This window comes from SAR202 cluster bacterium (assembly GCA_016872355.1).
Lineage (GTDB): Bacteria > Chloroflexota > Dehalococcoidia > Lucifugimonadales > VGZY01 > VGZY01.
This window is the reverse complement of the sequence record VGZY01000093.1, coordinates 1-11,578: the sequence shown is the minus strand read 5'-3', so window position 1 is coordinate 11,578 and position 11,578 is coordinate 1. Positions and strand designations below refer to the sequence as shown.

The window sequence follows — 11,578 nt, the reverse complement described above, 5'->3', positions numbered from 1 at the left end:
TCCAGATCACCCTTGGAGATCGAGACTGACTCAACCAAAACCAGTCGTACTGACAAAATCACTGAGCAGTAAGACTGACAAAGTCATTGAGCATTGACATTAACTCGTTGTCAAGACGTGAATGTGGCCCGGAAATCTGGTAGAGTCTATTCGCTTTCTTAGACTGTGAATTGAAGCAAGACCAGCCGGCACCGGTCGCTGGTCCGTGGGGGAGCCTTGCAGGCAGCTACGCGGAACGGCACTATGGGGCAGATGGAGGTCTACGGAAGGCTTTTGGCCGAGAGGTTCGGCTATCCTGCGTTCCGGAACGGGCAGGCGGCGGTTCTGGAGAAACTCTCCGAGACCGACGTGCTGGGCGTTATGCCAACCGGCAGCGGCAAGAGCCTGTGCTACGTTCTCCCGGCGATTGCTCACGGCCGCACGCTCGTTGTTTCGCCCCTGATTGCCCTCATGCAGGACCAGGTGGAGTCGCTCGCCACCGCCGGCGTCCGCGCCGCCTTTATCAACTCCAGCCTCACCCGCTACCAGCAGAACAACACGTACCTGGACTTCATTGGTGGCAGGCTCGACCTTCTGTACGTTGCGCCCGAGCGCTTTGCGAACGAGAAGTTCGTCGCGGGCCTGGCGAGGCACGGAGTGAACCTGCTGGCAGTTGACGAGGCGCATTGCGTGTCCGAGTGGGGGCACGACTTCCGGCCGGACTACCTCACGCTCGGCTCGGTGCGGCAGCGGCTCGGTTCGCCGCGGACCCTGGCGCTGACGGCGACGGCGGACCCGCGCGTTCGGAAGGACATTATCGACAGGCTTGGTATCAACGGCAGCACCGCGCAGGTGGTGACGTCGGTGGACCGGCCGAACCTCAAGTTCTCAGTGGAGCGCATATCGCGCGACGAGGAGCGCCGGGAGTGGCTGAGGCGGTACCTGAGCACCCGGCGCGGCAATTCCGGCATCGTCTACGTGCGAACGCGTGGAGGCGTGGGGGAGATAGCCGCGTTCCTGCAGGATTGCGGCGTCAGGGCGGCGGGGTACCATGCAGGCATGGAGCGGGATGACAGGACGCGCGTGCAGCGGCAGTTTACCGTGGACGAGGTTGAGGTGATGGTGGCGACGAACGCGTTCGGAATGGGCGTGGACAAGCCGGACGTGCGTTTCGTGGTGCACTTCAACATGCCGGGGCGCCTGGAGTCTTACTACCAGGAGGCGGGTAGGGCGGGGCGGGACGGCGACCCGGCGGACTGCATCCTTCTCTATGGACCCCGGGAGGCAAGCGCGCAGCAGTACTTCATCAACAAGGCGCACCCGAAAGAGGACTTTGTCCGGGCAACGTGGCAACGGTGGCTCGCGGAGCAGGCCCAGGCCCAGGAGTCGGTCGGTCCACAATTCGTCGTTCCCAGGAATGAGGAGGACGGGCTGGCGGCGACGATCGTGGCTCTTCGCGCTTCCGGGTTGATGGATTCCTCCTCTCTGAAGCTGGCCTCCTCGGACCCCGAGGCGCCGATAGACTGCGCATCAATTGCCGAGCACAAGAAGTACGTGGAGGAGCGGCTATCGCACATGGTGGCGTACGCGGAGTCACACTCCTGCCGCCGCGCGAGCATATTGCGCTACTTCGGAGAGCCCGCGCCGGCGAAGTGCGATAGCTGCGACGTGTGCAGGGGGGGACCCGCAGCCACACCCTCTCTGTCGCGCAAAGCCGCGACACCTCTCCCTGCGGGAGAGGAAGGGAGGAGGAAAGGGCGGACGGCGCTGGCGAAGGACTCGGTTGGGGGGGACGTGGCGGACGACGATCCGCTGTTCCAGGAGCTGAGGGTGTGGCGACGGAGCAGGGCGGAGCGCGACGGCGTGGCGGCCTTCACGGTCTTTTCAGACCGGGCGCTCCGGGACATCGCCTCACGGCGGCCCAGGACGGAGAGCGAGCTTTTCAGGGCCTGGGGAGTTACCGTCGTCAAGGTCAGCAGGTACGGCGACGAGGTCCTTGCGATCGTGAACGCGCACGCCTGAGGCCGCCGCACAGCTTGACACGTCCCGGCGGCCGGGCTTATCGTTTTTGTAATCGAATAGCAAAAGCGACAACGGAGACGAGTACGGTGAGCGTCCGGCCCAGAGAGCCTCGCCCCGCCATGCGGCGGGTGGTGAAAGCGAGCGCGCTTGAGGGCTTGCCGGAATATCCCTCCTGAGCAGCGGACCGAAAGGGCGCCGCCGCCCCGCTGCCTCACCATCCCAGGGTATGGGGTAAAGGGCAACGGGTACGGAGGAACAGCCGAACAGCCGTCACCCTCACCCGTCCCGATGCTTCATCGGGACGACCTCTCCCGTCAAGGGAGAGGTAAGAAGGGGGCGAACAGCCGTCACCCTCTCTGTCAGCCAGAGCGCTGACATCTCCCCCTGAGGGGGAGAAACAAAGCCAGGAGAGGGAGCGGAAAGGCCGGACCCAACTAGACTCCGACGGGATTGCCCGCCGTTACCAGGGCAGGGGTATGAACACGTACCTCGTAGAGAGCCGAAGCGCCTCAACTGGCCTTTATCCCCATTCGTGATCGGGGACTCTCCTTTGTGGAGAGGGGGAGGCATCCAGGGCGTTCGAAATAAGGGTGGTACCGCGGTCCACTTTCTGATGCTTTTCAGAAGGCCCGTCCCTACACAGGGGCGGGCCTTCTTTGTTTTCCGGCGATTTCAGAATTTTCAGGAGTGGATGAAATGGCGCAACACGGTGACCTTTACGATACTACCCTGCGGGACGGCGCCCAGTTCGAGGGCATCTCTTTTTCGGTTGACGACAAGCTGGCGATCACGCGGCGACTGGACGAGCTTGGTGTTCAGTACATCGAGGGGGGGGTACCCCCGGGTCCAATCCAAAGGACGTTGAGTTTTTCAGGCGCGCCCGGGACCTCAAGCTCAAGAGCGCGGTGCTCACCCCGTTCGGTAGCACCCGTCGGACCCGGGTAGAGGCGGCCGGCGACTCCAACCTGCTCGCGCTCGTGGAGTCCTGCGCGCCGGTGGTGACCGTGGTTGGGAAGAGCTGGGACCTGCACGTAACGCGCGTGCTGGAGACCTCGCTGGATGAGAACCTGAATATGGTCCGCGATTCGGTCAGGTTCCTGCGGGGCAAGGGCAAACGGGTCTTTTTCGACGCCGAGCACTTTTTCGACGGTTTCCGGGCCAACCCGCGGTACGCCGTGGAGGTTGTGCTCGCGGCCGCCGAGGCGGGCGCGGAGCACATTGTTCTCTGCGACACGAACGGCGGCACCCTGCCGGAGGAGGTGGCGAGAATCGTCTCCGCTGTGAAGTATGACACGGGCGCTCGTCTGGGCATACACACCCACAATGACACTGATACGGCTGTCGCGAGCGCGCTGGCTGCAGTACGCGCCGGCGCAACGCAGGTGCAGGGGACTATCAACGGCTACGGTGAGCGGTGCGGCAACGCCAACCTCATTTCGGTCGCTGCGGCTATGAGCTTGAAAATGGGGATCCGGAGCCTGTCGGACGCCCAGCTTGGGAATCTCACGCAGGTGAGCCGTTACGTGGCAGAGATCGCAAACATTCCGCACGCGCCGTCCCAGCCGTACGTGGGCGCGAGCGCGTTCGCCCACAAGGGGGGACTGCACGTGGCGGCGGTCGCTAAGGTCAAGGAAAGCTACGAGCATATCCGGCCGGAACTGGTGGGGAATGCCAACCGTGTGCTGGTGTCCGAGCTCTCAGGCCGGGGCAACATCCTGCGCAAGGTGCAGGACCTTGGCCTTGGCGTGACGCTGACCCCCGACCAGGCGGCGAAGCTGCTTGAGCGCGTAAAGGAGCTCGAAAGCAGGGGCTTCCAGTACGAGGGCGCGGAGGCGTCGTTCGATCTCCTGGTGAGAAGGTCACTGCCGGGGTATGAGGCGCCTTTCGTTCTGGCTAGGACAGCAGTGAGCAGTGGGCAGTGGGTGAGGGCAAAAAAACAGGCCTTGGGCAAGGCGGAGATCACGGTTGAGGTTGGCGGGAAGAAAGTGAGTTCCTCGGCCGCGGGCAACGGGCCGGTGAACGCGCTGGACACTGCCCTGCGGCAGGCGCTGGTGCAGTCGTACCCCGCGCTATCCGCCGTGCGCCTGACGGACTACAAGGTGCGCGTGGTGGACGAGCGCCACGGCACCGCCGCCGTCGTGAGGGTGCTGATCGAGTCCACGGACGGCGAGCGGACGTGGCGGACGGTCGGCGCGTCCGCCAACATCATTGAGGCAAGCTGGATGGCGCTCGCCGACAGCCTCGAGTGGGCGATTCGCGCCTGATCCTACTTGCGCCTGATCTTGGCCAGGAGGCGCAGTATCTCGGTGTAGAGCCACAGGAGCGTGACCATGAGGGCGAACGCGCCGTACCATTCCATGAACTGCGGCGCGCCGCCCCCTGCGGCCTGCTCAATGAAATCGAAGTCGATGATGAGATTAAGGGCGGCGACGCTGACGACGATGAGGGAGAAGATGATCCCGAACGGCCCGGCGGAGTGGATCAAAGGGACTTCCACGCCGAAGAGGCCGAGCAGGAGGGAGGCCATGTAGACAAGACCTATAGAGGCTGTTGCGACGATGACGCCCATTTTGAACTTGCCTGTGGCGCGGATAACCCCGGTCCGGTATGCGACGAGCATGGCAGCCATGACACAGAGGGTGAGTCCCACGGCCTGGAAGGCAATGCCGGGATACATGTCGTCGAACACAAACGAGATGCCGCCGATAACGAAGCCCTGGAGCGCGGCGTAGATGGGCGCTGTCACCGGCGCCAGGTGTTTCTTGAAAGTCGTGACGAGAGCGGTGATCAGTCCTCCTATCGCGCCGACGAGGAGCAACGGGAATACGACACCCATATTCCCGCGCGCGATGAACCACGTGAAGCCCGCGGTCGCGAGCAGAATGGCGAAGAGCATGGCCGTCTTGTTGACCGTGCCTTCCACGGTCATTGTGGCGGCCGCCGGCTCCATGTACCGCCGGAAGGTGTCCTGTCTCAGGATTGGATTGTTCGACTTCATGCGCGCCTCCCCATTGGCATGCCTTGTAACCGGCCGACTTACCGTCCGAGGGCCTTCGCCATTGCGCCGCCCTGTTCCTTGCAGTACCGGTAGACGATCTGCACATCTGTGCCTATGCAGAAGTCCTTGACGCCCATCTTCATGTAAGGCTCCGCCTGCTTCCAGTCGCGTATTTCAACGCGGGGGCGTACGCCGTGCTTCAGCGCGGTCTCGATGGTGTATTTCTCAGCCTTCTTGACTTCGGGGTGGTCGTACTGCCCGGCGAGGCCGATGCTCATGGAGTAGTCGGCTGGGCCGAACTGCACCATGTCAATGGTCCCGAGCTTGAGTATTTCGTCCAGGTTGTCCACGCAACCTTTCTTTTCCACCATGATCGCCAGCACGCCCTCGTCCAGCTTCTTGACGTACTCCTGCAGTGTGAAGTTGGGGTAGACGTAGCCGGCGTCGCGCGTGCTCTTGGCGCCGGAGAAGCCCTTCGACTGCGGGGTTTCCGGACGCATCGCCTTTATGCACTCGCGGGCGTCGTCGACGGACCGGAGATCGGCGAAGAGGATGTTCTGGAAGCCGGAGCCTACGGCGCGCTCGCACAGGTACGTGCGCGGCTGCTGGTCCAGCTTCATCATCGCGGACATGTGGTCGAAGAGGTCCACCGCGCGGCCGATGTTCTCCAGTGCGAAGAGGTCGTACGGCGCGTACTGCCCGGAGAACTCGATGTAGTCCATCGCGCCGCTGTGACCGATGACCTCGATCATGCCGGGCCATGCGGTGAAGACGTGGGTGCCTATGGTGGGCTTGCCAGCCTTTATGAGATCGCGAAGGACGTTGTTTTTGCGCATGTGGGCGTGCCTCCGGGAGAAGTGAGGCACATTATAGCAAAAACGGCGGCAGTGCGTGTTTTGGGGAATCGTGCTTCGGAGGGACTGGCGCGTTGGGCCGGACGCCGCCCCGACCTCTCTCCCCCTGGCCCCCTTTCTCCGTGCACGGAGAGAGGGGGCATAGTACCCTGGGGCTCCGCCCCAGACCCCGCTTCGGGGCTTTGCCCCGTACCCCACTGAGGGCTCCGCCCTCAGCTTCCGGAGGAGCAGTGGGGCTTTCCCCATGAGCCGCTGGGGGTGTCCGCCCTCAGACTCCCGAGGAGCAACGCAGCTTCGACCCTACTCCCGGTGGATTCTGAAGTTACGTGGTAGATATGGCCGAGGGGCCGTTTTCGTAGGGGCGCACCGATGGGCGCCCGTTTCCTGCCTACGATTGCGATTAATGTGGCAGGGGCAGGGTGTCTACTTCCACGCTAACGCCTTACCCGGCAGCCCGCCTCGCGGACGACTTCAGTGGGCGATGAATCCGGCTAATAGGGGGAAAACCAGAGGGCCCATGCGCAGGGACCCTCTGGAGTGGTGGACTACTGTGTCTGGGCGGGAATCTGGCTGAGGATGCGTTTGACGGCGGGGGCTATGTCCGGGTTGTCCCGGGCCATCTGCTCCAGCTTCTGGCGCAGCTCCGGGCTTACGGTGTGCGGGCGCTTCAGCTCCGGGTAGGCGTTGAAGAGCCGCTCGATCCACTGGTTGACGTCCAGAACGGGAGGCTGCGGGGCCGGCTGTGGCTTGACCACCTTGGGCGCGGCCTGCTGGGCCTGCGCCAGCCTGGTCATGAGAATCTTGATCGCCTCGCCCATGCGAGGGTCGTCCTGTGCAAGCTGGGACAGCTTCTCCTTGAGCTCCGGGGTCACTCCGCCCGGGCGAAGCAGCTGAGGGTAAGCGTTCAATAGGCGCTGGAGTAGCTGGTTGGTCTCCGCCGACGGCGCCTGTGGAACGGGGCCGGGACGGAGGATGTCCGGGCCAAACTTTGGAGGCAGCGGAAACAGCTGCGGGACTGGCCCGGCAGGTGCGCCGGGCTGCTTCTGAGGCGGGGGTATCCCCATCGCGCCCAGCTTTGCCATGTCCATCTCGCCCTGGACAATGAGCTTGACCTCGCCGTTCACGTCGATAACGAGCGTGCGGTCGGTGGTGTTAAGCCCGCCAAGGTCGCCGGCGCGGCGCATGTCGATGATCGTGTCCGGGTTGATCGTGTAGTTGATTGGGGCCGAGCCGTCGCGAGGGGTCAGGGTGAACGTGCCGGCCGCGGCGTTGAAGTTGCTCGCCGTGCCGTTCACCGCCCGGATGGTCTTGAAAGTACCGTCCTCGGCCTCCACTACAACCTCTCCTCGCACGAACTTGCCGTGCATGCCCTTCATCTGGGCCATGAGCTGCTCAAGTCCGCCGGCAATCGGGGCGGGGGCAGGCTGGGGGCGGAACTTCTGAATGGGGTCCGGCCTGGCTGCCTCAATGCTGCCGACGGTGATTCTCACGCTGCTGGTGGCATCGCCGCGCTTGAACTCAACCGACACAACGTCGCCCTCTTTCGTGCTGCCGATGGCCGCGGACAGCTCCTTGACAGTCTTGACCGGCTGACCGTTTACCGACAGGAGAATGTCGCCCTTCTGGAGCCGGCCGACTGCGGGGCCGCCTTCCAGGACGCCGCTCAGAATTACGCCGTTGGGGGAGTCCTGCACGGAGACGCCGATGTATGGCTTGCGCGCCGGAGCTTCCGCCTGGGTTGAGGTGGTGTTCGGGGCCGATTGGGGCTGGCTCACCACCGCCGGCAGGCCGGCTGTCGGGGCCTTATCGTCGCTGGCGAAGATCGTCTGGCCGACGAAGACGGCGCCGACGCCTATGGTTACGGCGGCGACTGCTGCGATTGAGCCGACGATGCTGATCCGTTTCATTGGAGGTACCTCCGGTCTTGCACTTTACCTGAAGTTCAAAACGCGGCGCGAGTGTGCAGGGTGAGCGTACACCTCTTTTCAGACGATTTCAAACCTCTCCTCAACGATGTTTCCACCCTCTTCAATGTGGAATGCCCTGATCTGCGGCGCGGCCTTGTTCTCCAGCGATACAAGGATGTAGTAGACGTCCAGGTATCCGCTCTGCTGCGCCATTCGCACGTCGGTCATGGACGGGTACGCCGGGCTGTGCGTGTGCGAGTGGTAGAAGGCCAGGAACTGGAGGCCGTTCTTCTCGGCGTCCTTGTCTGCGTTGAGCTGCTCCTGCGGGTCCATGACGTAGCGGTAAGGGCTCTTTGTCATGTTGGTGATGCGGTAGAGCTTGCGCGTGGTGTCGTCCTTGCCGGCGATGATGCCGCAGCACTCGTTAGGGTCCTCCTGGAGGGAGTGCGCGATCATGTCATCGGCATGGGCTTTCTGAATGCGAAGCAAGACGGGTCCTCCGGCAATATAGGTAACCGGAGCATTGTACAGCGTGCGCGCGCCGTTTCGTAGAGACGCCTGCCACAACGAGCACGGTTACGACGGGACCGTGCCGGGCTTGCGGAGAAGGCGTCCGTCTTCCAGCGCGCGAACCGCGTTGGCGATTATCTCGGCCGTGTACTCCAGGTCCATCTCGCTCGTATTGACCACAATGTGGTACAGCTGAGGGTCATCGGGGTCAAGAATGTCGAAATAGCGCGTGTAAAAGTACGCGCGCGCTTTGTCGCGAGCTATGATCGTCTTCTCGGCGGTGGAGCGGTCCAGTTTGTCCAACTGCATGACGCGGTTAACGCGGTCTTCGGGACGGCACACTGTGCCGACGCGCAGGGCGATGGGGTTGTCCTTGAGGATGATGGACGCGCCGCGGCCGACCAGGACGACGTTGCCTTCCGAAGCGAGGCCTTTGATGACCTTGCGCATAGCCTCGATGTACTTTTCGTCCTCGATCTCGTGGCCCTTGGTTATGGTGGGCTGGGGCATGTCCTCGAACTCTTCCGTGAGCAGGGCCGTTGCGCCGGAGCCGAAGTAGGGGTCGCCCGTTGCCCCTGTGACGGCGGAGCGCTCCAGGATGCGCTGCAGGAGACCGGTGACGCGCTCCATTTTGGTGGGCGGGCGCTGCTCCCGCTGGTGGAGGGCTTCCACGGTTGCGCCAATGTGCTTCGCGGCATTTGTCAGGATTAGCCTGTCGACGTAGTCGGCGCCGATCTTCTGCGCCACGATGGGACCCAGCAGTCTCGAGCCACCGCCGGAAAGGCCGCCCAGTGCAACGATGGACATAGCCGCCTCCTCGCCTTAGTACTGCATGAGTGAATGGATGCTGTAGCTCTTGAGCCTGTCCCGGCCCTTCAGGAACGAGAGCTCTACCACGACCGCCAGCTCCGCCACTACGCCGCCGCTCTCTTCGACCAGTCGCGCGGAGGCCGCCAGCGTTCCGCCGGTCGCCAGCAGGTCATCGACAATGACAACTCGCTGGCCCGGAATGACGCCGTCTACGTGGACCTCGATAACATTGTCTCCGTACTCGAACTCGTACTTGACGGACTTGGTGTTGAAAGGGAGCTTGCCGTGCTTGCGGACGGGCACCAGGGGCTTCCGCATCTTGTAGGCGAGCGGCGCGGCGAACAGGAACCCGCGGGCGTCGATGCCGAGCACGGCGTCCACGTCCATCCGGGTGTAGCGCTCGGCAAGCATGTCAATTGTGCAGGCGAATGCATCGGGGTCTTTCAGGAGCGGGGTGATATCCTTGAATAGGATTCCGGGCTTCGGGAAGTTAGGGATATCGCGAATGTGCTTCTTGAGGTCCATCGGGGTCGGTTCCTTGCAGGGTCGGAATGCCCTTGCATAATAGGGATCAACGGCCAAGGGGTCAAGTGCGCGCATTCGGAGGCGTCCGTCCCGATGGCCCGAGCGGAACACTGGATATGAATGGAGAGCACTTTGGCAAAGTCACCGGCGACTTTCGAGCGGTTCGAGATGGTGTACAGGCAGCTTTTCGATGGGGTGAAGCGGGCAAGCCCGCTCGACGCGGAGGTCAGCGCGCTGGCGTTCATCGAAGAGGCCTGCGAGAACTCCGGGACGGCGGACCACATGCCGGAATGGCTCGGCCCGTTCGCGGGCATCGTGGGGCGCGCCGTCATGATGGAGTCCGGCATCGCCCAGGAGCTATCCGAGGAAAGGAAGGCGCGGCTTGCGGCGGCGATTGGCCCGGCGCTGGCGCACGCGATAAGGCTGGGCTACACGGAAGGTTATTTCGAGGCGAAGTCGGACGGGTGAGGGAGGGGAATACTGAATTGGGAATAGTGAATAGTGAATAGTGAATTGAGGAGCGGGGAGGAGAGGGAATTGGGGAAGACGGGTCAGTAGTTGCGGGATGGGGTTGTACGGAATATGATGCCGGTGCGGTTTGAGAGCATTGGGAACGGGTGATGCCAATGAGAATTGCGGTAATGGGATCGGGCGGCGTGGGCGGGTACTTCGGGGCGCTGATCGCGCGGGCGGGGAAGGATATCACCTTCATCGCGCGCGGGGATCACCTGGCGGCGATGCGCGCGGGCGGGCTCCGCGTGGCGAGCGAGGCGGTCGGTGAGTTCACCGTGCCGGTGAAGTCGGCTGGTGCCCCGGCTGAGGTCGGCTTCGCGGACCTGGTGCTCTTTACAGTGAAGATGCAAAGTAATGCGGAGGCGATACCCGCGATCGCGCCCATGGTGGGTCCGAAGACGGTTATCCTGAACCTGCAAAACGGAGTCGGCAACGGCGAGGCCCTCGGCAAGGTGTACGGCGATGACAAGATAATGGTCGGCCCGGCGTACATCCAGGCGCGGCTAATCTCTCCCGGCGTTATCCAGCAGCTCGGCAAGGGCGCGAAGGTCGCGTTCGGCGAGATGAAGGGCGGCATCACGCCGCGCGCACGTGACCTTCACAAGTTCTTCCAGGAGTGCGGCTGGACGGTGGACCTGGTGGAAAACCCGCAGGCGGTCCTGTGGCAAAAGTTCATCTACCTGGCGGCGAGCGCCGGGATGAATGCGGCCACCTGGGTCAACTACGGTGAAATGGCGAAAGCGCCGATGACGATGGAAATGACGCGGGAGGCGATCAGGGAGATTGCCGCGATCGCCGTCGCGAGCGGCGTCCGGTTTCCGGAGGACCCTGTCGAGCGCGCGATGAAGATGATGGCCGGCTTTCCGCAGGACGGTAACTCATCTCTCGCGAAGGACTTCAGGGCCGGAAAGACGGTGGAGCTGGACGGGCTGACGGGCACGGTGGTGCGATTGGGCAAGGAGCTTGGCGTGCCCACGCCTGTCAACAGAACCATATATGCGGTGCTGGAGCCGATGGCGAAGCGGCTGGGCCGGGGGAAGTAGTTGGTAGTAAGTAGTTGGTAGTTGGTCAAGACAGGGGGCAGGAAAATGATCGCCGTGCTGGTGTCCATAAGGGTGCGGCCGGGATTAATGGACCGGTTTATAGAGGCGACGCTGGATGACGCTCGAGGCTCCGTTAGGGACGAGCCGGGGTGTTACCGGTTCGACGTTCTGCGGGACGCGAAGGACGCAAACCTGGTCCACCTGTACGAGGTGTACACGGACGAGTCCGCGAGGGAGGCGCACCGCAAGATGCCGCACTACCTTGAATGGGGCGAGGCGGTAAAGGAGTGGCGCGACGGCCCGTCCAGCCGCATCGAAATGGGCATATTTGCAGAAAATGTGTGATCAGCGTGGTACAAGGTAAAAGTACCAAGTGAAATACTGATAGCGATTGTTCGTGCTCAGTCCCCTGTGCTG

Annotated in this window: 10 protein-coding genes and 1 pseudogene; 5 read left to right on the top strand and 6 right to left on the bottom strand. The window is 63.1% G+C overall.

Annotated elements, in window-relative coordinates; all coding sequences use genetic code 11:
• The first annotated feature begins 216 nt into the window (after positions 1–216).
• Entirely contained in the window at positions 217–2,001 is a 1,785-nt protein-coding gene (locus FJ319_13635; GenBank protein MBM3935313.1) for a RecQ family ATP-dependent DNA helicase, read from the top strand.
• Positions 2,002–2,697: 696 nt separating this feature from the next.
• A pseudogene (locus FJ319_13630) lies at positions 2,698–4,265 on the top strand (citramalate synthase).
• Between the two features lie 2 nt (positions 4,266–4,267).
• On the opposite strand, the gene FJ319_13625 reads toward FJ319_13630, so the two are convergent.
• The 6 genes from FJ319_13625 to FJ319_13600 form a co-directional block, all read right to left on the bottom strand.
• Positions 4,268–4,999: a Bax inhibitor-1/YccA family protein gene (locus FJ319_13625; protein ID MBM3935312.1), complete on the bottom strand. Its 732-nt coding sequence runs from the start codon at positions 4,997–4,999 to the stop codon at positions 4,268–4,270.
• A gap of 38 nt (positions 5,000–5,037) precedes the next feature.
• Complete coding sequence (locus FJ319_13620; protein ID MBM3935311.1) at positions 5,038–6,099, bottom strand: 2,4-dihydroxyhept-2-ene-1,7-dioic acid aldolase; 1,062 nt, start codon at positions 6,097–6,099, stop codon at positions 5,038–5,040.
• A gap of 299 nt (positions 6,100–6,398) precedes the next feature.
• Complete coding sequence (locus tag FJ319_13615) at positions 6,399–7,760, bottom strand: PDZ domain-containing protein (protein ID MBM3935310.1); 1,362 nt, start codon at positions 7,758–7,760, stop codon at positions 6,399–6,401.
• A 78-nt stretch (positions 7,761–7,838) separates the two neighbouring features.
• A complete protein-coding gene (locus FJ319_13610; GenBank protein ID MBM3935309.1) occupies positions 7,839–8,249 on the bottom strand; it encodes a M67 family metallopeptidase in 411 nt (136 codons plus the stop codon).
• A gap of 87 nt (positions 8,250–8,336) precedes the next feature.
• Positions 8,337–9,077 carry a cytidylate kinase-like family protein gene (locus FJ319_13605; protein MBM3935308.1) on the bottom strand — a complete coding sequence of 247 codons (741 nt, stop codon included), beginning with the start codon at positions 9,075–9,077 and terminating at the stop codon, positions 8,337–8,339.
• A gap of 15 nt (positions 9,078–9,092) precedes the next feature.
• Complete coding sequence (locus FJ319_13600; protein MBM3935307.1) at positions 9,093–9,605, bottom strand: adenine phosphoribosyltransferase; 513 nt, start codon at positions 9,603–9,605, stop codon at positions 9,093–9,095.
• 132 nt (positions 9,606–9,737) lie between these two features.
• On the opposite strand from FJ319_13600, the gene FJ319_13595 reads away from it, so the two are divergent.
• The 3 genes from FJ319_13595 to FJ319_13585 all read left to right on the top strand — a co-directional run bounded on the left by FJ319_13595 (position 9,738) and on the right by FJ319_13585 (position 11,506).
• On the top strand, positions 9,738–10,073 hold the full coding sequence (locus FJ319_13595; GenBank protein MBM3935306.1) for a hypothetical protein: 336 nt from the start codon (positions 9,738–9,740) through the stop codon (positions 10,071–10,073).
• Positions 10,074–10,225: 152 nt separating this feature from the next.
• Complete coding sequence (locus FJ319_13590; protein ID MBM3935305.1) at positions 10,226–11,161, top strand: ketopantoate reductase family protein; 936 nt, start codon at positions 10,226–10,228, stop codon at positions 11,159–11,161.
• A gap of 45 nt (positions 11,162–11,206) precedes the next feature.
• Positions 11,207–11,506, top strand: a complete 300-nt coding sequence (locus FJ319_13585; protein ID MBM3935304.1) for an antibiotic biosynthesis monooxygenase — start codon at positions 11,207–11,209, stop codon at positions 11,504–11,506.
• The last annotated feature ends 72 nt before the right edge of the window (positions 11,507–11,578 follow it).

Excerpts from the sequence above, each read along its gene's own strand:
- FJ319_13625 (MBM3935312.1), bottom strand. The coding sequence starts at position 4,999 with ATGAAGTCGAACAATCCAATCCTGAGACAGGACACCTTCCGGCGGTAC.
- FJ319_13620 (MBM3935311.1), bottom strand. The coding sequence starts at position 6,099 with ATGGGGAAAGCCCCACTGCTCCTCCGGAAGCTGAGGGCGGAGCCCTCA.
- FJ319_13615 (MBM3935310.1), bottom strand. The coding sequence starts at position 7,760 with ATGAAACGGATCAGCATCGTCGGCTCAATCGCAGCAGTCGCCGCCGTA.
- FJ319_13605 (MBM3935308.1), bottom strand. The coding sequence starts at position 9,077 with ATGTCCATCGTTGCACTGGGCGGCCTTTCCGGCGGTGGCTCGAGACTG.
- FJ319_13600 (MBM3935307.1), bottom strand. The coding sequence starts at position 9,605 with ATGGACCTCAAGAAGCACATTCGCGATATCCCTAACTTCCCGAAGCCC.
- FJ319_13590 (MBM3935305.1), top strand. The coding sequence starts at position 10,226 with ATGCCAATGAGAATTGCGGTAATGGGATCGGGCGGCGTGGGCGGGTAC.
- FJ319_13585 (MBM3935304.1), top strand. The coding sequence starts at position 11,207 with ATGATCGCCGTGCTGGTGTCCATAAGGGTGCGGCCGGGATTAATGGAC.